12 protein-coding genes are annotated in these 23,590 nt (G+C 65.2%); 5 read left to right on the top strand and 7 right to left on the bottom strand.

All coding sequences use genetic code 11. The features are described from left to right. Nucleotides 1-547: 547 nt before the first annotated feature. Together HPY44_03425 and HPY44_03420 are read right to left on the bottom strand one after the other, a co-directional pair. Nucleotides 548-1,999, bottom strand: coding sequence for a right-handed parallel beta-helix repeat-containing protein (locus tag HPY44_03425; protein ID NSW55040.1), 1,452 nt, complete (start codon nt 1,997-1,999; stop codon nt 548-550). A gap of 147 nt (nt 2,000-2,146) precedes the next feature. After that, on the bottom strand, nt 2,147-2,785 hold the full coding sequence (locus HPY44_03420; GenBank protein ID NSW55039.1) for a class I SAM-dependent methyltransferase: 639 nt from the start codon (nt 2,783-2,785) through the stop codon (nt 2,147-2,149). A gap of 250 nt (nt 2,786-3,035) precedes the next feature. Here HPY44_03420 and HPY44_03415 point away from each other — a divergent pair, with 250 nt between their 5' ends. Further along, complete coding sequence (locus tag HPY44_03415) at nt 3,036-6,707, top strand: alpha-mannosidase (GenBank protein ID NSW55038.1); 3,672 nt, start codon at nt 3,036-3,038, stop codon at nt 6,705-6,707. Nucleotides 6,708-7,474: 767 nt separating this feature from the next. Here the strand turns inward: HPY44_03415 and HPY44_03410 are convergent. From HPY44_03410 to HPY44_03400, 3 genes are read right to left on the bottom strand one after another with little or no spacing between them, the layout of a single operon-like run. Beyond that, a complete protein-coding gene (locus HPY44_03410; GenBank protein NSW55037.1) occupies nt 7,475-8,563 on the bottom strand; it encodes a mandelate racemase/muconate lactonizing enzyme family protein in 1,089 nt (362 codons plus the stop codon). Between the two features lie 36 nt (nt 8,564-8,599). Next, complete coding sequence (locus HPY44_03405) at nt 8,600-9,412, bottom strand: ZIP family metal transporter (protein ID NSW55036.1); 813 nt, start codon at nt 9,410-9,412, stop codon at nt 8,600-8,602. A gap of 27 nt (nt 9,413-9,439) precedes the next feature. Then, nucleotides 9,440-11,299 (bottom strand): hypothetical protein, encoded by a 1,860-nt coding sequence (locus HPY44_03400; protein ID NSW55035.1) that lies wholly within the window; start codon nt 11,297-11,299, stop codon nt 9,440-9,442. Nucleotides 11,300-11,488: 189 nt separating this feature from the next. On the opposite strand from HPY44_03400, the gene HPY44_03395 reads away from it, so the two are divergent. Next, nucleotides 11,489-14,968 carry a discoidin domain-containing protein gene (locus tag HPY44_03395; GenBank protein NSW55034.1) on the top strand — a complete coding sequence of 1,160 codons (3,480 nt, stop codon included), beginning with the start codon at nt 11,489-11,491 and terminating at the stop codon, nt 14,966-14,968. A 38-nt stretch (nt 14,969-15,006) separates the two neighbouring features. Continuing rightward, nucleotides 15,007-16,356, top strand: a complete 1,350-nt coding sequence (locus tag HPY44_03390) for a hypothetical protein (GenBank protein NSW55033.1) — start codon at nt 15,007-15,009, stop codon at nt 16,354-16,356. A gap of 711 nt (nt 16,357-17,067) precedes the next feature. On the opposite strand, the gene HPY44_03385 is transcribed toward HPY44_03390, so the two are convergent. After that, complete coding sequence (locus tag HPY44_03385; GenBank protein NSW55032.1) at nt 17,068-17,922, bottom strand: carbohydrate ABC transporter permease; 855 nt, start codon at nt 17,920-17,922, stop codon at nt 17,068-17,070. A 224-nt stretch (nt 17,923-18,146) separates the two neighbouring features. Between HPY44_03385 and HPY44_03380 the strand changes: the two genes are divergently transcribed. Continuing rightward, nucleotides 18,147-18,521 carry a response regulator gene (locus HPY44_03380; GenBank protein NSW55031.1) on the top strand — a complete coding sequence of 125 codons (375 nt, stop codon included), beginning with the start codon at nt 18,147-18,149 and terminating at the stop codon, nt 18,519-18,521. 87 nt (nt 18,522-18,608) lie between these two features. Here the strand turns inward: HPY44_03380 and HPY44_03375 are convergent, their stop codons facing one another. Continuing rightward, entirely contained in the window at nt 18,609-22,676 is a 4,068-nt protein-coding gene (locus HPY44_03375; GenBank protein ID NSW55030.1) for a heparinase II/III family protein, read from the bottom strand. 151 nt (nt 22,677-22,827) lie between these two features. Here HPY44_03375 and HPY44_03370 point away from each other — a divergent pair, with 151 nt between their 5' ends. After that, nucleotides 22,828-23,577, top strand: coding sequence for an SIMPL domain-containing protein (locus tag HPY44_03370; GenBank protein ID NSW55029.1), 750 nt, complete (start codon nt 22,828-22,830; stop codon nt 23,575-23,577). Nucleotides 23,578-23,590 lie beyond the last annotated feature (13 nt).

Below are 23,590 nucleotides of genomic sequence, written 5' to 3'. Positions count from 1 at the left end.
CTGGTATCCCATCTGCTGCGTCTCCCTGTACGGCCGTCGCGCTTTTCTCTCAACCGTTCTTCCGCACTGCCGTGTAAGATGACCACAGGGGCATCCGGGCCCTGGCAGCCTGGCGCGAAGTGCTCGACGCACCCGCAGCCTGGATTGCCCTCGTACCCCGCCTCATGCTTCCACTGGCCCTCGATGTATCCCCGCGTCTGCCCGACTGTCGCCAGGGTGCACTCGAACACCGCGTACGTCGACGCCGGGACCCGGCGCTTTATTGCGCCCTCAACCGGTTGCGCATCGGCCGCCACCGCAGCTCCCGCGATTACATCGACGGTACCCTCTCCGTCCGTGCCGAAGTACACCCCATGGTACCCCGGTTCCGTGCTCAGGGCTTCCAGTGCAGGCGCGACCCGAGCGAACTGCCGCCCCCAGATGTCCTGGTAGTCAAGCTGCATCGGATTCCCACGCACCCCGACGCCCATGACCGAGAAGGCTTCCTTGTCTGCAATTCTCGGTTCCATGCCCGGGCGCGCCCTTTGCCGCTATTGTCGATGGAGCCTCAGCCGTGACATGCGCCGACCCAAGGCCCTCCGCCGTCGGGTCGGGCATTGCCAAACAGGTCAATGCCCGGATCACCCGGCACAGCAGTGCCTGCTCCCCGGCAAGGAGAGTCCGGGACAAGCCGGTACCCGCCGATGGTCCCAAAACCCTCGCCGCCTGTGCCCGGCGCGATCAGCCCTGGCTCGGACAGGATCGCCGCGGGGTCCTCTGGCCGGTTCCGTATGTTCCCGAACCACGCATTGTTGCTGCAGGTAATCCCGGTGATGCCCCGCGGACTGTGCACCATCTGGCCGTCTGCGTGGACGATATTGTTCACAAACCGCAGGGTATCCGGGGCGCCGGAGGTGTTGCGGAAGAGGGTCACCGACAGTTCCGGGCCCACGTAGATGGTATTGTTATGGATGGTGGCCCCGCCGGTCCCGTCGCTCTCCAGTGTGAAGGTGGCCACCGCATCGTTCTCGCTCACATTGTAACGCACAATGGTGCCCCTGGAGCCCGCGCACATGAGCAGGAACCCCCCGGCGTTGTGGTGGCTGTAATTGTACTGAAAGACCGTGCCGCGACAGCTCACATCGTCGTCGAAGGCCTCGCTATCCCAGACCGTCACGCCACCGACCGCAGTGTGGCTGACCTCGTTGAACTGGATCAGCGTGTCATTGCAGCGGTGGGGCCAGATCCCTGCGCAGGCACGCTCGCCCGGCCTGCGCCCAACTCTCTGGTGGGCGTAGCGCAGCACATTGTGCTCGATCACCGCGCCGTCGCAGCCGAGTATGAATATGCCGTCGCCGCCGATGTCCCGCAGGTGATTGCCCCGGATCACAACCCCCGTGCTGTGATGGGTATCCTTCGCGGTGGGGTAGTCGGTGAGCAGAATCCCGTTTCTGTCGACGCGTTCGATGGTGCAGTTCTCGATGAGCAGGTCGTCGAACCACGTCTCCTCGCCCTCGCGCTTCAGCAGGAACCCGCCGTCATCACCGGTGAGGCTCCCGCGCACGTCGTGGATGTCCAGCCGCCGGAAGTGTAGGCTTCTGGCGATGCCGAACTCCTTCATGTACGCGAACACGCCGATGGTTCCGCCACTGATCTCCAGGTCGGCGATCTCCCAGTGCGAGCCATTGTAGAGCGAGACCACCGGCCCTGATCCCGGCCCCCGCAGGATATGGGGCTTCGGTCCCTCGCCATAGCTCCCCACGGTGTTCGGGCTGCCGAGTGCGCCAGAACCCGTCAGGTTCAGCGGGCCCTCGTATTCGCCGCCTGCGCGCAGGAGTATCCGGCTGCCGGGTTCCAGTTGCAGCGCGTTCACCGGGGCGAGAGTCTTCCAGGCCCCCGCCGGCGAACGCCCGGAGTTGGAGTCATCGCCGGAGACCGCATCCACGAAATACACCGGAGCAGCGGCCCGTGAGCAGGTCAAACAGGCGAGCACGAGGATGATGCACCACTTTTCGCGCAAGGCAGTTTCCTCCGGGGGACGGCGAGGTGCAGGTGGCAGGATATTCCGGGCACAGGTCGCGAGACCTTCCAGGGGCCGGGGCGCCACCGGTCTTGGCGAAGGCCAAGCTCCGGGCGGGATCCGCAGGCGTTGCCTGCAATTGCTCCTCTACCCCGCCTTTCTCCCCACAGTCATCAACACACCGTATTCCCGTAACACACCGTCTGCGCCCGGGCGTTCGAAGACATGCACCGTCTCTGACCTCAACTCCACCAGCCCCGCCTGTGCGAAGAACCCCTGCATCTCCTCAGCGCCGAAGCCATGGTGGTACACCGCCTCCGAGTCCCCGTGGAAGGTTCCGTCCTCGGAGTCCAGGTCCACAATGCAAAGGGCGCCGCCAGGTCTCAGCAGTCCCGCTACGCGCCGGATCATCCCGGCCGGGTCCGGGATGTGGTGCATTGCCATGGCGCTGAAGATCAGGTCGAAGTCGCTGTCGGGCAGGTCGTCTCGGGTCAGATCCGCCTTGAGAGGCGTCACATTCCTGACGCCCAGCTGGGCCATCTTCTCCCCGAGAATCTTCAGCATCTCCTCGGACGTGTCCACAGCGAGGATCGACTTCAGATGCGCACTGAGGGGATACGTCACCAGTCCGGTACCGCAGCCGATCTCAAGCGCGGTCATATGCGGCCCGACGGGCACGGCCTCGCGGATGGCGTCCGCAGTGGTCATCGCAAGCTGGATACGTTGCGGATTGAGGTCCCAGGTTGCGGCGGCACGGTCGAAACGGTTCTGGCTGTCAGTGGTCAAGGCACGGGCCTCCTGCTATGCTCCTGGCTGGCCAACGGGTGGGTGCCACACCAAACTCCGCCTGGTGTGCCGTGGTGCCGGCACCGCCACCCATCGTCACCCGGCCATCATACCCCATCGACGGAACGATTCCCACAGCATGTGCGCAAGATCGGCCCGAGCCACAAAGATCCACCACGCAGGAAAGCCGCGATGGGTGCCGAATCCAACTCTGTGCGCCATTGAACCCGCGCAACCCGGAGGAGCTCCCATGCATCGCCTGGCCGCCCTGCTCGCTGTCTGCTTCGCCTTGCCGGCTTCGCTCTGTATCGCGCAGCAGTCCGTGGATCGCGTACTGGCCAATTTGCAGGCCATCAGCGTCACCGACGCAGGAGACTGGCGATTCGCGCATCCCGCACAGCCCGGCGGCGAAGCGCCCGATCTCGACGACAGCGCCTGGCAGGTCGTGCGCCCCGAGCACGGGTGGGAGTTCCCGAACACGTCCGCCTGGTACCGCAAGCGCGTCGTAATCCCACAGACCGTGGGCGGCGTGTCGGTTGAGGGGTCCCGACTGGTCCTCACCTGCGCCGTGGATGACGACATGGACCTTTATGTCAACGGCAGGAACGTGGGTCGATTTCACTGGGACCAGGGCAGGGCGGTGCTCACGGAAGACGCCCAGCCCGGTCAGGAGATCGTGGTAGCGATCCGGGCCATCAACCAGGGCGGTCCGGGCAGGCTCCTTTGGGCGCGGCTGGACTACGAGGCCCTGGAGAGTTTCCGCGAACCTGCCGGAGAGTGGGCGGCGCGGCTTCAGTTCTGCAAGCGCCTTCTCGACTCCAAACGCATGGTCGACAAGCGCGCCGAGTACCTGCGAACCCTTGACGCCGCTGCGGGCATGATCGACTTCGACGCCATCTCACGGCGCGATCCGAAGGCCTTCGAGGCGTCCCTGGACAAATGCCTCGCCGCACTGACGCCGTTCTCGCAGCTGGCAAAGCAGTACACCATTTTCCTCGTGGGCCACGCGCACATCGACATGAACTGGCTCTGGCTGTGGCCCGAGACCAAGACGGTCTGCCGTCTGACCTGGGATCAGGCGCTGAAGTTCATGGACGAATACCCCGAGTTCCGTTTCACACAGAGCCAGCCGGGCGCATACATTGCCATCGAGGAGGAATGCCCCGAGCTTTTCGCGCGCATCCAGGAGGCGGTGGCGCGGGGGCAGTGGGAACCCGCCGGGGCAAGCTGGGTGGAGGGCGACACCAACATGGCGTCCGGGGAGGCCCTGGCGCGTCAGTGTCTTCTCGTTCACCATTACTACACATCCCGCTTCGGCCAGCAGAGCAGACTGGTTTGGCTGCCCGACAACTTCGGCCACGCCTGGACCGTCCCCAGCATCTTCTCGGACGCGGGCTATGAGCACTTCTACTTCTGCCGCGCGGGCAAGGGCCTGCCCACCTTCTGGTGGGAAGGCCCCGACGGCGGCAGGCTCCTGGCATACAACCACCGCTGGTACAACGAGGAGTTCCGGCGCGACCGGGGCGTGGTGCCCCTGGAGATTGAGGACCGCGTCGGCATCCCGGCCTGCATGATTGTCTACGGCGTGGGCGACCACGGCGGCGGCCCCACGCGCCAGGACATTGAGGCCGCCAAGGCTCTGCAAGCGGACCCGCTCTTTCCCAACATCCAGTTCGCGGCCACCGAGGACTACTTCACCGCGGCCCTGGAACACTCAAAGGGTGACTTGCCCATTGTGAAGGACGAACTGAACTTCACCTTCGAGGGCTGTTACACCACCCACTCGGACGTGAAGCGCTGGAACCGGGATAGCGAGAACATTTTGCCCATTGCCGAAGCCCTGTCAGCGATTGCCGCCAAATGGGGCCCGGAGTACCCGCGGGAGGGTCTCACCCGGGCCTGGCGCAACACGTGCTTCAACCAGTTCCACGACATCCTCCCCGGCAGCGCTATACACGGGTCCTATGAGTATTCGAAAGAGCTGTATGAGCAGACGCGTGAAGTCGCGGACAGCGCCATTGACCAGTCGCTGGAAGCCCTCTGCGCGCAGATCGACACCCGGGGAGAGGGGCAGGCGGTGGTGGTCTGGAACCCGGTGGCCTGGGATCGCAAGGACCGGGTGGCGGTGGTGCTTCGCACGCCGGGCCCCTGGCCCGGCGCCATCGTGACGGACACCGAAGGCAAGGCGCTTCCGGCGCAGGTGATCAACTCCAAACCCGACGGCGAGGCTTTCGCGACCACCGTAGAGTTCATCGCCGACCTGCCGGCGCTGGGCTACGCGGTGTTCCACATCACGTCCGGGCCTGTCCGGGAGCCCTGGAGCGACCCGAGCACACAAAGCATCACGGACGAGCAAGTGGCGAGCATGAAGGCTCAGGGAATCCCCATGAATTGGGAGCACCGACACAGCCCCGACATCAGCGCCCGATTCCTCCTGGAGATGCTCCATGAGGCCCCGCACGGTATGTCGGCGTGGAATATAGGGCCGATCACGAAGACTGAGACGCTGGAGCTCAAGGACGTGCGGCTGGAGTCAAAGGGGGATGTGTGCACTCGCTTCGTCGCATCCTACGCCTACGGTCAGTCCACCTTCGACGTGCAGGTCTCGATGTACGAATCTCTGCAGCGCGTGGAGTTCGACATGCTTGCGGACTGGCGGGAACTTGGCAATGCCCGGGATGGCGGACCCTTCCTGAAAGCCGCCTTCAAGACCAGCGTGGACAGTCCCCGGGCAACTTTCGAAATCCCCTGGGGCAGCATCGAGCGCGCCGCAGACGGCCACGAGGTCCCCGCACAGAAGTGGATCGACCTCGCGCAGGCAAGGCGCGTGGTCCCCGAAGGCGGGCGCGACGCAAAGGCCATCGATGTGTCCCGGTTCTTCAATGAGGACGTGTTCGCCGGGACCGATGACACCAATGACGGGGACTTCGACAACGGGAACCGCTCATACCCGGCGGAGATCCTCCCCACCGGAGATGCCCGGGCGGACGGCGTCCCATTGATTGTGCCGCCGGTTGAGAAGGGCGCGCTCAACTCCATCCGCGCAGAGGGGCAGACTATCGAGTGGCCCGCGGAATCCGCGCCCGCGCTGGGAGTGTTCGGGGCAAGCTCCAACGGCCGGCACGGTGGCCCGGCAACGCTCCTGTACGAGGACGGGACCCGCGCGCCGGCAGTGCTGGAGTTCAGCGACTGGTGCTTCGGGCCCGGCTCACGGGAGACCACGGCCTTCCGGCTCGACCACCGCTACGCGGACGGTCGCAGGGCCGAACCCCCCGTTCACATCTGGCTCCAGCGCATTCCTTTGGACCCCTCAAGACCGGTCAAGGGCATTGTCCTGCCCAAAGAGCCAAACCTCCACCTTTTCGGCTTCGCCTTCACCGAGAGCGTGACTTACGAGACCAACTGGGGCCTGGCGCTGCTCAATGACTGCAAGTATGGGTTCGACGTCAAGGGCAATGTCATGCGCATGTCCCTTTTGCGCGCCTCGTATGACCCGGACCCCATGCCTGACCTGGGGACCCATCGCATCCGCTTCGCGATCATGCCCCACCAGGGCGACTGGCGTCACGGGGAAGTCCCCCGGCGCGCCCTGGAGTTCAACCAGCCGCCCATCGCGCGGGTGGTGGACTCCCATCCCGGGACGCTCCCGTCTGCCTACTCCTTCGTCCGGGTGGAGCCGGCGGAGATGATCCTGTCAGCCTTCAAGCTCGCTGAAGACGGGAACGGGTTCATCGCGCGAGTCTACAACTCGGCAGGGGTGGGAGGAACGGCGCGGATCACCTGCAACCTGCCCTTCAGCCGGGCGGAGTCGTGCAACCTGCTGGAGCAGTCGCGGGAGACCAACTCGGCGACCGTGGACGGCCCGGTGGTGAGCCTGGACCTTCAGGGCCGGCTGCACGGAACGGTGCGGTTGGTGCCGTAGCGCAGCCGCCGACCGGGATGCCCCCGGGCTGAAACCCGGGGCTAGGGGCCTGCGGCCGGGCGTCCTGCCGGACGCGACGTCGATGCCCCGGGTTGACGCCCCGGGTTGAAACCCGGGGCTAGGGGCCTGCGGCCAGGCGTCCTGAGGGACGCGAAGGCGGAGCGTCCCGCTCGACAGGCCGTTCGCCGTTCGCCGTCCAGCCCCGAAGGGGCGGAAGCCCTTTGCCACCAGCGTGAGCTGGTGGAATCAGGCCCCTCCTTCGAGATCATAAGAGCCCCCGAAGGAGGCGGCAGGCGCCCCGGATCGACGCCCCGCGCTGAAGCACGGGGCTAGGGGCCTTCGGCCGGGCGTCCTGCCGGACGCGACGTCGATGCCCCGGATCGACGCCCCGCGCTGAAACCCGGGGCTAGGGGCCTGCGGCCAGGCGTCCTGAGGGACGCGAAGGTCGAGCGTCCCGCTCGACAGGCCGTTCGCCGTTCGCCGTCCAGCCCCGCAGGGGCGTCAGCCTCTTGCCACCAGCGTAAGCTGGTGGAATCAGGCCCCTCCTTCGAGATCATAAGAGCCCCCGAAGGGGGCGGCAGACGCCCCGGGTTGATGCCCCGGGTTGAGTCGGTGCCCCGAATTGATGCCCCGCGCTGAAGCACGGGGCTAGGGGCCTTCGGCCAGGCGTCCTTAGGGACGCGAAGGTCGAGCGTCCCGCTCGACTCCAATGACACCCGCCGACCGGGACGGTCGGCTTACGCGAGCCCGCCGCGGGAGGGTGGCGGTCACGCCTCCGACACCTGCCGGTCAGCCGCCTCCAGCCATTCCGGCCGAACCGTGATGCCCCAGCCCGGTCCCTCCGGGAACTCTGCTTCGCCGCCGTACGCCCGGGGCATGGGGTCATAGATGCCCGTCATCGAGTCCTGCGGCTCGATGGAGTATTCCATAAATGGGCCGGCATTGGGCATCGCCCGCAAGCAGTGCATGGTGAAGACCTGCAGCATGGAACGGTTCGCCGCATGGGGCACGCACACCAGCCCGGCGTCAGCCGCCATACGCGCCACCTGCATGAGCCGCGCGACGCCGCCCACATAGCACACGTCCGGCTGGGCGATGTCCACCGCGCGCATGGCGATCATCCGCCGCCACTGGTGCAGGAAACAGTCTTGCTCGCCACCCGCCACGGGAACCTGCAGGGACTCGGCGACCTGTGCCGTCCACTCGTACTCCCAGTAAGGGCAAGGCTCCTCGAAGTGCACGACCCCGTTCGCCTCCAGCATGTACCCGACTTCGATGGCTCTCTGCGCGGTGTAGCAGCCATTGGCGTCCACGAGCAGCGCAACGCGGTCGCCAACGACCCTGCGCACGGTGGGAACCAGGGCTTCGGTCCGGCCCGGCCACTCGTCCTGATTGTGCCCATTGACCTTGCCGATGCGCAGCTTGAAGGCGCGGAAGCCCTGGTCGTCGCGTAACCGCGCCATGCGCGCGGCTTCGTGTTCCGGCGAAATATCCCGGCGCATGCTGGACCCGTACACGGGCACCGGCCCGGGAGTTCCCCCGAGCAGCTCGCAGACAGGCTTGTCTTCCAGCTTTCCACGCAGGTCCCACAGGGCCGTGTCCAGGCCCGAGAAGGAGCGGCGCACGTAGCTGCCCGGGAACTTGTAGTTCGCCTCCATGACCCGCGCTGCAAGGGCGTCGATCTCGAGGGCATTCGCTCCCAGCGCGACGGGAGCGACCTGCCGGTGGAACACCAGTGCAGATATGTCCGCGTTGAAGGGCGCCATTTGCCCGAAGCCTTCAGAGCCGTCCTCCGTAACCACGCGGACCACGCTGATGGCTCCGCTTGTATAGGTCTCGATCCGCTGAATCCTCATGGCTCACTCTCTCCCGTCCCCCGGAGTTTGCCTTCCCTACCCCAGCGCCACGTCCAGGATCATCATCACCACGAATCCGATCATCACGCCGCCGGTGGCCACGTCTCGATACCCACCGTTCTGGGACTCCGGGATCAGCTCCTCCACGACCACGAAGATCATCGCCCCGGCCGCGAAGGCCAGTGCGTAGGGCAGGATCGCCTGGGCCACAAGCACGATGGCCGCACCGATGACCGCTGAGACCGGCTCCACAACCGCGGAGAGCTGTCCATAGAAGAAACTGAGTCGGCGTGAGATGCCCTCGCGACGCAGCGGCATGGACACCGCAAGGCCCTCGGGGCAGTTCTGGATGCCGATACCGAGAGCAAGAGCCGTAGCGCCGGTGAGGCTGGCTTCGGGAAGCCCTGCCGCCGCTGCTCCGAAGGCAACGCCGACTGCGAGGCCTTCGGGAATGTTATGCAGGGTGATGGCGAGGATGAGCAGCGTCGTGCGCCGCCAGGTCGTGTGTATGCCCTCAGCGTCCTGTGTCGCGAGCCCTGGGTGCACGTGGGGCAGGAGCTTGTCTACACCGTACAGTACAGCGCCTCCAAGCAGGAAGCCGACGGCAGGCGGAAGCCACGAGGGCAGTGGCCCGGCCGCGGCCATCTCGATGGCAGGCGACAGCAGCGACCAGTAGCTTGCCGCAATCATCACCCCCGCCGCGAAAGCCAGCATGCCGTCCAGCAGCTTGCGACTCGGCTGCTTCGCCAGGAAGACTCCGGAGGCGCCAAAGGCGGTAAGGCCCCAGGTAAGCAGCCCCGCGAGGAGCGCCTGTACAACCGGATGCCACTCGCTGAATGACTCGAACACGGCGAACCTCCTGGTTGCGCGGGGCTGTCACTCGCCGCGCTGGTCCCTAACCGGGGTCGATGACAGCGCGATCTCGGTGTCCAGGCCCTCTATCACCACGCCCGCATCGCCCGGGTCCGTGGCTGCGGTTATCGCGATCGCCGAAAGATGGCGCGGGTCGAGGTCACGCACCTTCAGCCCCCGTATCGCCACCTCTGCGCAATTGTCCACGAGAATGGAATCATATTTCGCCCGGGGCCGCCGCGTGTCCTCGCCAGTCTCGATGCGGTTGTCGATGATCCGCACTCCACGGCAGGCTCGCAGCTCAATGGCCGGAGTGCCCAGGTCCCGGAAAAGATTGCCCTGGATGAGCAGGTTGTGGATCGCGCGGGCGCTGGAGAGCTTCCCGTCGCGCTGCTGCGAGTACAGGAAGATCGCGGGCATGTAGCCACCTTTGCCGTTGAAGGTGTTCCCGATGATCTCAATATCCCGCGCCAGGGGGCCTTCGGCCCAGCGGGTGCTCTCGTGGTTGAGCGAGATGCCCCAGCCCTCCATCACCTCGAACAGGTTCCCGGAGACCCTCACCCCGGTGGCGCTGAGCAGTATCCCTCTCCCCCGGAAGCAGCGGAAATGGCAGTCGGTGATGACCGAACCTGTGCCGCTTTCAGACAGATTGTACAGGCAATCGGCATCCTCCACACTCGCTCCCGCGCGCAGGCCATCAATCGGGGCGTCGAGAGCAACACGGTAAGCCCAGCGGTCGGGTAACTCCGCAACCGAAAGCACCCTTGCCTGCCCCAGCACGCTGGCGGTATCCACGTCCATGCCCTCCAGAAGGTCCCCCACGAGCAGCGTGTAATGAGACCGCTGCAGCACCAGTTCCGCGGGCGAAATGACCTCCAGCACCGGGATCGCGGAACTGTGGATGTTGATGCCGTCGTCGGCCATGCCCTCGAAGCTGCAGCCGTCAATGGTGATGCCCTTCCGGCAACCCCGGCAGTGGACCCCGTCAGCATTGGTGGACAGCATCCTCCCGGAGCCCTCGCGACGCAGGACGTGGCAATTGCGGATGGTCACCTTGCCGCAAAGGTATGGCAGGAATGCCAGTCCGGGCGAACTGTGGAGTGTCAGGTTCTCGAAGATCAGGTCATCGCAATGGCTGGCCCCGAAAGCTGCCGTGTAGTTCCGCGCGGCGTGGACGAAGCGGTCTCCGGGCTTCATGCCCGAATTGCGCAGGGGTTCAGGGTATCCGGTGGGAGGGCCGCCGATCTTCATGCGCCAGTGCCGCGGCCCGATCTTGCTGTCGATGACCGCCGGGATCGCCGTGGGCCCGAAGCGCGTATCGCCGGTGCCCTCCAAGGGCCGCACCACCAGCCCCCAGACCGCCTTCGCATTCTGGAAAGCCGCGTGGTCAGGCTCGATGAAACCTTCGTCCACCTGCAGGTCGTAGGTCTGCGCGTCCAGGTCAACCGCCGTGATCGTCCCCTGGGCGAAAGGCGGCGGGTCATAGTCGAGGGTGAGGTTTCGCACTGTCGTGCGCAGGCAGCCGGACAGGCTGAAGCCGCCAGTCTCCGGGTCCGTGATGATGAGTTCAGTGCCCGGATCGCTGCCCCGGATGGTGAGGTCCCGGGCGTTCGCAATCCTGACGGCATGGTCGCCGGCAGGGGGCCTCCCCAGGCGATATGTGCCCGCTTCGAGCACGACTTCGGCGGGCTGCCCGCAGTCAATCGCAGCCGCGATAGCGGCGCCGATCCCTGGTCCCGCATCGGCATAAGCACCCGGCAAGGCTCCGTAGTCACGCGCGTGGAATCGGCGCACGGCGGTGTCCTCCGCGGCTGGATCGGCCACGGCCGCAATAGTAGTCAGGGCCAGCACTATGCACAGCCCGGCCATTGGTGGCGTGATCATCAAAGGGCTCCCCTGCATCGGAACGGCATCCGTCAGGTCTCCAGCGTGAGCCGCAGGGAAGGAACTCTGCCCTGCAACTGCGAACCGCATTCCTGTGGAGAATATGCCGCGACTGCCGGCCCGGCACCTCCCGAAGGCAGTGAGGGCGCCGAGCCGCTCGTGCGCGATTTCGGGTCCAGGGGGTCCGCGATGAACAGGCTCAGTGCAGCCCTTGCCCTTGCCCTCGCGTTGACCGTCATACTGCAGGCCCAGGCGGAGTTCGACTCCTCAACCGGCCAGATCCGCGATGCGCGGTGGCGGTCCGGCGTGCCACTGGGGGGAATCGGCTGCGGCGCAATCGAACTCCTCACCGACGGCGCTTTCGGCAACGCGACCACGAACCACAACTGGGACCGGCCCACCGGGGTCCTCCGTGGCAGCTTCGCCGCGGTGCGCTGCGAGACCAACGGCATGAAAGCTGCGAGAATCCTGCGGGGCACCTGGGACCGCGAGTACGAAACGGTCACCAACATCGCCCACACCCGCTATCTCGGCCTGTACCCCCGCGCCGAACTGGCCTTCCAAGACGATGGTCTCCCGGTAACCGTAAGCCTCCACGCCCACTCTCCCCTGATCCCTCGCAATGTGCGGGACTCCTCACTCCCCGTGGCCTTCCTGGACTTCACTGTGACCAATCCCGGTGCCCAGGTTGCCCAAGTGTCCCTCGCGCTCTCATGGGAAAACCTCGTGGGTTTCGGCGGGCGCAAGGACGTCCCCTGGGATTTCGCTTCCGGCCGCGAGCAGACGCCTTGGACGGGGGACGATTGCGCGGGCATCCTGTTCACCAGCACCGAGAGCTTCGACGACATGCGCCAGAATACCATCGGCACCCACTTCGCAGGCGTACAACTGGGCGAGGGTGTGACCGTGGCCACCTGCAGCGAGTGGGATGCCGATAGGTCATCTATCCCCTGGTGGGACAGTTTCGTGGAGACGGGCAGGCCGGAATGCGAGCCCCAAAGGTCTCGGGTCCACAGTTCTGCCGCGGTGGTCTCGGCCTCAGTCACCCTTGAGCCCGGTGAGGCGCGGCGACTGCATTTCCTGATTGCCTGGCACATGCCCACCTTCCGCATGGAGCACAGGGTGCGGGAATACTCGGGCGAACTCGCCCCTGCGAAAGACGCGGGACGCGCGGCCTTCGACCGCGACTTATCTTCACGCTGGTCTACCGGTCGCGAGAAGCGCGCGGGCGACCAGTTCACCGTGGACCTTGGGCGCGTGGAGACCGTGTCCGGCCTGACCCTGGACTCGAGCCCATCCCCTTCCGACTATCCCCTGGGCTACCGCGTCGAACTGGCCGAGACCCCGGAGCAGTGGGCGATTGCGGCCGAGGCCACCTGCGCGGAAGCCGGGAAGCAGCAGGTCAAGGCGATCCTGGACATCGCCTTCGAGCCTACGCCGGCGCGGTATATCCGCATTACCAACCTCGAAAGCCAGGAGTTCTGGTTTTGGTCCATCCACGAGCTGACGGTGCACACCCCCGGCGGCAAGGTGGACCTCTCCCGCGCTTCCTCATCCGCGCGCCTGCAGGAGGCGCGGGAGCTGGTGCGCAAGACCGACGTCGGCCACTACTTCCTGGAGCAGTTCCCGGAGATCGATTCCCTGGTGAACTACGCGGTGGCGCGGCGCGAGCGCCTCCTGGAACAGACCCGGGAATGGCAGGACGTGGTGCTCGAGTCCAACCTGCCCTTCTGGCTCAAGCTGAAGCTCATCAACTGCGCTTTCACCATGTACTCGGCCACGGTGCTCACCCGGGACGGGCGCTTCGCGGTCCTGGAGAGCCCCATCGACATGGGTGGCGCGCTGGGCACCATGGACCAGCGCATGGCCGCTCATGCCTTCTATGTGCAGATGTTCCCCGAACTGGATGAGAGCGAACTGCGGCTGTTCGCCGACTGCCAGCAGGAAGACGGGCGCATCACCCACTTCAACGGCAACTTCCACGAGGTCATCGGCGACCCGCGGGTGGGCTACGGCATCACGGACTGGCCGGACCTGTCGGCCTCCTGGATCATGCAGGTGCTCAAGCTCTACCGCTGGACCGGCGACCGAACCTTCCTGGACCACATGTGGCCACACGTGCGGGAAGCCATCGACTGGCTGCAGAGTGCCGATGAAGACGGTGATCTCATCCCCGAAGGCGGCAGCACCTACGACTACGAGCAACTTCCGCGCGGGGCATTTATCTACTCCGCAAGCTGCACTCTGGGCGCGCTCCTGGCGGCGGAGGAGGTGGCCCGCGTGCAGGCCGAACCAGCCCTCGCGGACGAGTACCGGTCCAGGTTCACTGCACTCCAGGCGGCGGTGATGGAACGCCTGTGGAATGGCGAGTACTTCATCAAGTGGCGGTCGGCTCGAAGCGATGCCAAGAACCCCAACAGCTTCGTGGCTGCTCTCGCAGGGGACTGGCTGGCGCATATCTGCGGGCTGGGTGACACCCTTCCCCCGGGCATCGCCGAGCGCGAGGTACACCAGCTCATCGCTCGGCATCTCAAGCCCTTCTTCCCGGTGCCGCCCATGGAAGTTACCGCGGAAGGCCAAAGTGCTACCAGCGCATGCTTCCTCCTGCAGCATGAGCCCTACCTGGGCTGCGAGAGCATCTACCGGGGCTATGTGGACGACGGGCTGGAGGTTCTGCGCCGGGTGTACCACTGCGCCTGGGAGCAAAACAAGAGCCCGTGGGACCAGTCCCTCGTCTACGACGCCCCTGGCGGCAGACAGGGCGGACTGCGCAGCTACATGACCTGCCCCACCTCCTGGCATGTGCTGAATGCCCTCACAGGCCTCTCCCTGGATGCGCCCGGCCGGACGCTCTTCATTTCGCCCCGCACATTCTCAGCCGAGACCGAACTGCACTGCCCCGTATTCCTCCCGGGATTCTGGGGACAGGTGGACTATTCGCCTCGGTCCGGCAAGCTCACACTGTCCATCCTGAAGACCTTCGAGGACTGCGACGTCACCATCCGCCAGATCGCGCGAGACGGCAAGACCCGGCCGATCCGCCTTGCCTCCGAATTCCGCGTCGAGGCGGGGCAGGTGCTGGACCTCTCCCGCTACATCAGGGTCCTTGCACCGTATCCCGTCTCGAAACAGGTGCGATGGGTCGCCGCTCCTTCACCCGACATCCACCCGGGCCTCAAACCCGACGGCTGGACCCTTACAGCCGGGGTGCCCGGCAATCGTCAGGCATCCGAGACCGACACCGCCGCCGCAATTGACCGCGAAACCGGGACCCGCTGGACTACAGGCCGTGCAATGCGACCCGGCGACTGGCTTCAGGTCGATCTCGGAGAGAGCCGACGCGTTCAGGGCATCTGGCTGGACATCGCGCGGTCGAAGCTGGACTACCCTCGCGGCTACGAAGTGCGGGTTTCCCCGGATGGGGAGACCTGGGAGACCGTGGCCCGGGCTGAAGAGGGCGCGTCCCGGCGCAGCGTGCGGCATGGCATCTGGCGCTGCGAGTTCGCCCCCGTGGACGCGCGCTTCGTGCTCATCATCCAGACCGGCTGGGACAGCTACTACTGGTGGTCTGTACACGAGTTGTACGTGCTCCCCGAGGGCTTCCAGCGCCCGGTTCCCGCGGGCAGGCCAACGAACGTGCAGATGCGGCGCGAATTGCAGGGGAGGTAAGGGTCGAGGTTTCTCAGGACGCTGAAAGGACAGACAACATGACCCGCGCAACCTGTCTCCTGCTCACCTGCACCCTTGCGTGCACACTCGCCCGTGCCCAGGAGAAGAACCCCATGACCCACCACCTCGTCAGCCTCATCGACGTCCGGGATTTCGGCGCGGAGACCGTGCGCGTGGGTGATCTCAACGGCGACGGTGCGCCGGACCTGCTGTTCGTCCAGAGCATCCGCGCCACCCGGGAGATCACCTGCCTCACCGCGACCACGATCTCCGGCGAGATACTCTGGCAGAAGGGCGTCCACTCCGCCGATAATGGCGAAATCTACGCCGATCTCCCGGTGCAGGTCTACGACTGGGACGCCGACGGGCGCAATGAGGTCCTCTATGTCCGCCAGGCCACGTACGCGGAATGGGACACGAACGCAAGCTGGGCCCGGGAGCGCGCCACGCGGTACGAGGGCAAGGCGCGCATGATGGTCCTCGACGCGCAGACAGGCGAGGAGAAGGGCGGCTTCGACCTGCCCGCACCGGCGGACGACTGCTTCCTCTTCGCCGACCTGACAGGGCGCGGACGTCGCGCGGACCTCGTGGTGAAAGACCGCTATTGGACCATGTGGGGCGTGTCTCACGAGGGCGAGGTGCTCTGGGAATGGGCGGGGTCCACCGGGCATTTCCCGGCCCTGTGCGATACGGACAATGATGGCCGCGACGAGGTGTTCGTGGGCTTCGCGCTTATCGACCACGACGGGACGGTGCTCTTCAGCCACGACCCACGAGGCGCTCACCAGGACGCCGCGTATTCGGTCCGGCGCGCCGATGGAAGCTGGAACCTGCTTTTCGGCAACCACGGCATCCACTGCCTGCGCCCGGACGGGTCCGAACTGTGGGGCCACCCTCTCGCCGAAGCCCAGCATGTGGTGGCAGGACGCTTCCGGCACGACTCCGAACTCCAGTATGCGGTGATCGACCGCGGGCAGCCCCGCGCCGATGGACAGCGTGATTCGGCCACCCTCTACCTCTATGACCCGCAGGGCGCCGAGATCTGGCGTCGAGAGCAGCCGGCCGGGGGCTGGTACGCGGCCTGCATCGCGGTGAACTGGATGGGCGACGGGACCGACGGGGTGCTGGTGTATGCCCGCGGGCCGGGGGAGAGCGTGGCGATCTACGACGGCCAGGGACAGATCATGGACACGCTGCCGATGCAGTGTACCCCGGACCGCAGCGAGGAAGACCGCCGCGCCCATTTCTACTGCACCCGGGCCGATGTGTGGGGCGACAGCCGCGACGAGGTGATTCTGTTCGGCTCCCGGGGCGCGTGCATCTACGCCAACGCGAGACCGCTGGCAATCCCGACGCACTACAACAACACGCTGTACCCGGGAATGTGAGGGGGGTGACCGGCTCAGCCAGACGCACAATGGCCGTGATCGTATGTCTGTGGGCCTGATCTGGCACTCGTGTCCGCCATACCGTCCGCAGCACGCCCGGCCGAAGGCCCACAGCCCCGTGCTTCAGCGCGGGGCGCCAGCGTGGGACAGGAAAGCCCGTCCGCAGGACGCACGGCCGAAGGCCCACAGCCCCGTGCTTCAGCGCGGGGCGTCAGCGCGGGGCATCGACGCCCCCGCAGGCGGAGCTCGGGTTTCTGCCGCCCCCTTCGGGGGCTCTTATAATCTCGATGGGGGCCTGATTCCACCAGCTTACGCTGGTGGCAAGAGACTGACGCCCCTTCGGGGCTGGACGGCAACGGCGAACGGCCTGTCGAGCGGGACGCTCAGCCTTCGCGTCCCTCAGGACGCCCGGCCGAAGGCCCCTAGCCCCGGGTTTCAACCCGGGGCGTCAACCCGGGGCGTCAATCTTCGCGTCCCTCAGGACGCCCGGCCGAAGGCCCACAGCCCCGTGCTTCAGCGCGGGGCGTCAGCGCGGGACGGGAAAGCCCGTCCGTAGGACGCACGGCCGAAGGCCCACAGCCCCGTGCTTCAGCGCGGGGCGCCAGCGCGGGACAGGAAAGCCCGTCCGCAGGACGCCCGGCCGAAGGCCCCTAGCCCCGGGTTTCAACCCGGGGCGTCAACCCGGGGCGCCAGCGCGGGACGCCAGCCTCTCTACCCCTTCAGTCCCGTCATCGTGATCCCTTGGATGAACTGCCGCTGGGTAAAAAAGAACAGGACAATCAGCGGCAGGACCACGATCGAAGAGGCGGCCATCAGCATGTGCCATTCCGTGCCGCCGTGCTGGCTCTGGTAGAACTGCAGGCCCAATGACAAGGTAAACATCTTCTGGTCCGTCAGGTAGATCAGCGGGCCCAGGAAGTCGTTCCAGACATAAAGGAAGTGGAACAGCGCAACCACCGCCAGCGCGGGTTTCGACAAAGGCAGAACTACATGGCGGAAGATCCCCAGTTCCGAGCAGCCGTCGATGCGCGCGGCGTCGGAAAGCTCCCGAGGGATGCTCAAGAAGAACTGGCGCAGGAGAAAGATATTGAAGGCGCTGCCCAGGAATGCGGGGACCCAGAGCGGCCGGAATGTCCCGATCCACCCCAGTTCGCGGAAGATCGCAAAGACCGCGACCATGGTCACAGGGAAGGGCACCATCATGGTCGCGAGTGCGATGGCAAAGACGATGTCCCGGCCCTTCCAGTTGATGCGCGCGAACCCGTAGGCCACGAGGGCATTGGAAAGCACAGTGCCGATGACCCCCAGAACCGCGAGATACAGGGTGTTCACGGCATAGCGCAGGAAGGGGATGTAGCCGAGCTTGTCGCTGCCGTAGGTTACAGCGTCGGCGTAGTTGCGCCACTGGATCGTGGAGGGGATCCAGACCGGTGGCACCCGCATGGTCTCCTCGATGGGCTTGAGGGAGGTGGAGATCATCCAAACCAGAGGGAACAGAAAGGCGACCGATCCGAGGACCAGGAGCAGGTAGGCAACCAATCGTCCGGTGGGGGATTTTACGGTCATGTCTTGCAGGCAGTATTCGCACCCCGAATGCCGATGACCTGCCGGCGCTGGGCGCCATGGAAAGGCCTCTGCTTCCGGATTCCCTGGTGGCACTGCCTTGCAGTCTGTGCTATCATTAGCGGCGTCGTTTGTTCGACAGACTGGTGGGTAAGATAAAGGGGCGGGGACCCATGACCAGTAAATTCAGCGGTAACAGTCGCGAGGCGAAAGGAGGTGGCGATGTATTGACGCGCCCGAAAATCCTTATCGCCGAGGAGCAGCCAGGTCTTGCAAGGCTTCTTGACCTGCTGATCCGGCAGAAGGGCTTTCGGACAGATATCGCAGGCAGTGGACAGCAGGCGATCGAGCTTGCAAAGGACGAACATCCAGATCTGATTGTGCTTGATTCTATGATGCTGGCTCCGGGCGGGGGCAGTCTTCTGGACCAGTTGAGAACAGATCAGGCGACGTGCGAGATCCCGATGGTCGTCCTGACCACCGAAGAGACGATCGATGATCTTCCCGGCGACGGGCTGGCTTTCCTGACAAAGCCTTTCGAACCCCGTGGCCTGCAATCTCTGATCGAGAGCGTACTTCTCTCCCATCGCTCCGCAGTCTAGCCCAAGCCATCATACTCCAACAATGAACGAGAGCCGGGCATCCGCCCGGCTCTCGTTGCATCTCCAGCTCTGCCACCCGCGCAGATGTCAAGGGGCCAGCGCCTCAGGCCTTCCAGCCCCTGAGACCGTCACCGCAACGTTCCCGGTGGCACGATAGCCACTGCGCGCGCCGGCCGTCACGTGAGCGACCGCGGGTATCGAGAAGCTGTCGTCCATCTGGACGTCGCAGATAGCGAACTCCGTTCCCGCGCGGAACCCCTCGGTGCTCTCTACAGTGTAGCGCATGAGTTGCCCCAGTCTGGTACGGATCACCCGGGTCTGAGCGTCTCTCGCCTTGAGCAGCTTACCGCTCATGAACTGCGTGCCGTCGGGGCTGTCGCAAGTGGCGTATTCGTGGGCGAGGAGGCTCACGAACTCTTGCGCATTCGCTGGATCATCCTCGAGAATCCCGGTCCCCAGCACCAGAGTCGCGCTCTCCAGGTGAATCCGCGAGCCTGTGGGGATGTTCTCGACCCGGACGATCCGGTGTGCCGTATTGCGGCTGTACAGTGGGTTATCGAACAGGATCACCTGCCCGTTCAGACGGCCATCGGCAGGCAGTTGTGCGTCCACATCCACGACCGACGCCGCCTCGTCCACCGCAGTCACCTTGCCCGAGTACTGATCCTGCGCGCAGGCGATGGTCAGGTCGCCGAACCGCAGCTCACGCGCTCCGGACAGGGCCGCCTGCTCCACCCGTCCGCCACGGACTCGCAGATAGGCGAAGCAGCCCTGGAATCGCAGGGATGTGTCAAGTCCGCCGAACTCCCGGGCTTTGTCCGCATCGCCTGCCGAGAGGAACACGTCGGTCGCGCCGTCCTCCAGTTCCACCAGAATACCCACGGGCGTGATCTTGTCGCCCGACGAATCCACGGGCAGCCGCCGCACCGACTTGATGAAGGGCCGCGGCTCCGTGGGCTCTTCCTGACCCGAGGGCGTGAGTGTGACGCTGGTCAGCCCGAACCAGAAATGTCCGGCGTTATCGTCCTTCGTCAGCCGCAGGGCCAGGGCGTGTTCCCCGGCGTCAAGGGCCACTTCTCCGAGCCTTGCGGGCGCAGCCGGACCCACCGATCCCGCGGTTCCAGTCACCGGCTCACCCAGCGGCTGCCCATCCACCAGCACTTGCACCGATCCATACGAAGGCGACTTGTAGTGCCCGAGGGTGATCACATACTGGCCTGATCGCTCAACCGAAAACGGCACCGTCATCTCGTCCCCACTCTTCTCCGCCTGGAACAAGAGCACGCCGATGGCGGTGATCATCTTGCTGGTCCCCGCCGAGACCTGCGCGGACTGGGCGAGTTCGGCCGCATCAATGGTCTCCCCCGGGTGACGCACGCCGTAAGGTTCCAGTACCGCAACGAAGTCGCTGGACAGGTCGCTGTCCGACTTGCGGCGGGCGATTGCGTAGCGGGTCTTCGGAAGGTTCGGATAGATTCCAGGAGCCCGCGCGGTGATGACTTCCGTTCCGGGCTGGCCCAGGATCGTAGCTTTCAGGAAGTCCTGTTCGCCCGGCAGGGACCATGTCGCCGACCAGTTCTCCTCACATTCCGCCGCCTGCGGGGCCATCAGGAAGCCCAGCCCGTTGCCCGGCGGCGGATTCCAGTATGGCTTACCGGGGAAGCCCTTCATATCACCGTCATTGAGCTGCAAGTCTCCCCAGCGAATGTCCGGTCCGGCCAGAGAGCCGTCGGCCGGCTCTGGCAGCTCAACGCCCTCGAAGGTTGCCTGCTCTCCGAATGAGTGCAGAAGGTAATCGTGCTGCCTGCCGCCTTTGACCCGAAACAGATCAACCAGGTACCTGCGGTCTCCCTCGCCCGCCATGGCAAGCAGGCGACGGTACACGCTCACGCCCTGGTTCACGTAGCTGTTTTCGCTGGAAGCTTCCACGAGCTTCAGGCCCGGCACGTCCGCGAACTGGTGCAGGCTGCCGCCGGTGCCGCTACCCTCGGAACGCTGGGGCTTTTCGTCCACAAGCACCAGATTGTGGCTCGCGGTCTGCTTGCCCCACCCCACCTGGGTGTGAGTGCTGCCCAGACCGTAGCCGAGATCATAGGTGACCTCGAACCCCCGTGCGTAGTAGTTGATGTTCAGGTCGTCCAGGTGCCCGTGGTTGAGGCTCGGACCGTAGCGCAGGAGCAGTGCCTGAGCGGACGGGCCATCGCCGTCGCGCAGGAATGCGAAGCCTTTCTGCCCGAACAATTCGCACCGACTGATCTTCCGATCGAGTTGAGGGTCGATTTGGGCGTCGGGATCGGGCGCCAGCGCTCTGCCGTGGAACAGCAGCCAGGGCATCTCGCCGTCGGAGTCACGCATCGCATCCGGGTCGCCGGCCGACAGCCAGTTGAGCAGCCTTCCGAACTTTGCCCGGTCAGCCGGGTCCGAGACCCGGGCGTACAGCCGCTCCGCGAGCCTGTAGTCGAACTGGTTGGTGGGGCGCTTCGGCAGGTATGACTGCGCCGTGTCCGGGCCGGAATCGCCGAAACGCGGGGTCTTGCCGATGCAGTTGAAACTCAGTTGCGGCAGGACGTAGAAGCTCTGAAACTGGCGATCATCGTACAGATTGATGCCCGAGGGATACTTCTCGCTGCGGTAGTTGAACAGGGGTTCAGCAAAGGTGAGGTACAGGTTCCGCGTGTGATCGGCGTACATGGCGGAAGTTTCGAAGTACCGGCCGTCGCGGTCCACGTTGTTGCGCACGAAGCTGAGTATTCCATAGGGGCCGTCGTAGGCCCAGTCGATGTACCACGGGATTCCCAGGCAGCAGCCCACCGCCAGTGCGCCACGGACATAGTCCGCTTCGCCGTTATGCAGGCGGCCCTTGAGGGACTGTTCGTAGCAGTATTCCGCGCCATTGCGCAGGAGGTTCAGTTCGATGTTCTCGCGCCGGGTCAGGCCCTCGCGGATTGAGGGCTTGTTCAGCGAGGCGCTGGGGAAGATCTGGTCGTACTCGTCCACGTAGCGCACCAGCACCCGTGCCACCTGGTACCAGGGCCTGCAGAACCGGCCGCTGGGAGGGGAGCTGGGGTAGTCCCACGAACCTGCGTCGCAGGATGGATATATGTCGGCCAGCAGATCCAGGATAAAGCCCGCGCGGTCGGCGTACTTGTCCTCCCCGGTGAGGGTGTAGGCGAGAGCCAGATTGGCGACTGCCTTGGCCTCGAGTGTCTCAACTACCCAGGCATTGTACGAACCCACGAAGTAGTGGATACGGCCGTCGGGGCCAACGTAACCGGTTCCCGGGTCCGGGTGATCCTCATCCGGCAGCACGTGGCCGTTGGCGCAGGTCACCTTGCCGGGCTTGTCCCAACTGCACCGTGCCCCTCCCCAGGTGCCCCAGCTTGCGCTGCAGATGGGACAGCCGCTGAATCCGTATGCGAAACACGCGCCTTCCTCTGGAATCACCGAAACCAGCCACTCTTCGCTCTTGTCCAGCCACTGGTCGGCCTGGCTCTTGACCGCCTGGAACCACTCCTGCGCCCAGGGCGAGTTCTTCAGCGTCTCACGCGCTCGGGTGACGTCTTCCGGCGTCAGGTACACACACGGGTGCACCGGCATTCCCTGCGGCGTGAGGTCCTTCTGTTTCCAGTCGTGAGTCGGGGGCATGTTCGGCTTCACCTTGCGCTCGGGGTCGAGAAAAGCCATGATCTCGCGCGCCGTCACGTAATGCCGCTCCGGGTGATGCGCCTCCAACACCAGCACCTTCACCCAGTCCGCGTCCCTGGCATCAAAGCGCACCACCCGGGGGAGTGTATCATCCGGCCATTGCTCTTCCACACTGGAGCCATCCGAGAACTCGATGCGCAACCGCTTCCAGGGGCTGTACAGCTGAGGGTTGTCCGCCTGGACCACAGCGAGGGTATCCAGCCGGATAGACTTCGGGAAGTCCAGCGTCAGTTCCACCGGGTACTTCGGAAAGGTGCTGGATGCCCACCAGGTGTTGAGGTCGCCGTCTACGGCGGTTTCAGCGGAGTACTTCCGGCCTGGAGCGCCGGCCGAGCCGCTGGCGGTGATTTGCGCGCCAGCGGCGACATTGGGCAGCCCGTAGGTGCGCAGGTCGCCGTCGGCCAGACATGCCGCACATAAAGTGAGGAGAAGAATGGAGCGCAATGTCATGAGTGGTACCTCCACCACGAGTTCATAGCTCATTCCCTGCCGATGCCCCGCAACCCTTTGCAGGGGACTGGACGCCGCATAGCGAAGGTATGGTGAGCCGAGCCGCAAGGCCCGCCTCGGCGGGAAGAGACCCCAAAGGAGATGTTGAACAATGAAAGCGTACGCCGTCGTGATGTGCCTCGGGCTGATGCTCGCGCTTTGCGCAGGCGCTCAGGCCCAGTTCTTGACCCCACCGGTGGCGGACAACTGCATCTCCGTAATGGCAGGGGGCTCGGCAAAACAGCCTGCCGACTGGTTGGACGTCCACATTTTCATCCAGTCTTCAGCGCCTTCGGCGGAGACGGCGTTGACCATGAACCGCGACGATGACCAGCGGGCCTACGACAAGCTTGTTGCCTCAGGTATCGCCGAGGAGAGCATCACGTCCTCGCCACCCTCCCTGTCCGGTGGCGGGGTTTATGCCATGGCGCGGCAGGACGCGGAGCGCCAGTGGTTCGCCAACAGCACCATCACGGTCAGAATGACCAGACTCGACCCGGGAACAATGTATGAGGACGCAGGGCGTATCGTGGACCTGGTGGCCGGCGTGGCCAAGGTCAACCCTCAGGGAAGCAATGCCATGGTCCAGGCGATGGTGGCCGACAACCTGTTCGAATTCGGAGTGAACGACTCGACCGCACTGCGCGACCAGGCGATGGCGGACGCCCTGAAGAACGCGCAGGCAGCCGCGGCATCCGCAGCCGCCAACGCCGGCAAGAAACTGGGGCCGTTGGTGAGCGTATCAGTCATCGATCAGTCCCTGGGCACCATGGCCACGATCATGCAGATGTTCAGCTCCAAGCCGACCGTGGGCGAGGCGTCGATGTCGGTGATGATCACGGCGACGTACAAGCTGGAGTAAGGGTGAGGGCCGG

It is taken from the genome of Armatimonadota bacterium, from assembly GCA_013314775.1.
Classification (GTDB): Bacteria; Armatimonadota; Zipacnadia; order Zipacnadales; family JABUFB01; genus JABUFB01.
Note: the sequence above shows the minus strand (reverse complement) of the source record. Positions and strands in the feature narration are given on the sequence as shown.

Coding starts and splice junctions, on each gene's coding strand:
- HPY44_03415 (NSW55038.1), top strand. CDS start 3,036: ATGCATCGCCTGGCCGCCCTGCTCGCTGTCTGCTTCGCCTTGCCGGCT.
- HPY44_03410 (NSW55037.1), bottom strand. CDS start 8,563: ATGAGGATTCAGCGGATCGAGACCTATACAAGCGGAGCCATCAGCGTG.
- HPY44_03400 (NSW55035.1), bottom strand. CDS start 11,299: ATGATCACGCCACCAATGGCCGGGCTGTGCATAGTGCTGGCCCTGACT.
- HPY44_03395 (NSW55034.1), top strand. CDS start 11,489: ATGAACAGGCTCAGTGCAGCCCTTGCCCTTGCCCTCGCGTTGACCGTC.
- HPY44_03390 (NSW55033.1), top strand. CDS start 15,007: ATGACCCGCGCAACCTGTCTCCTGCTCACCTGCACCCTTGCGTGCACA.
- HPY44_03385 (NSW55032.1), bottom strand. CDS start 17,922: ATGACCGTAAAATCCCCCACCGGACGATTGGTTGCCTACCTGCTCCTG.
- HPY44_03375 (NSW55030.1), bottom strand. CDS start 22,676: ATGACATTGCGCTCCATTCTTCTCCTCACTTTATGTGCGGCATGTCTG.
- HPY44_03370 (NSW55029.1), top strand. CDS start 22,828: ATGAAAGCGTACGCCGTCGTGATGTGCCTCGGGCTGATGCTCGCGCTT.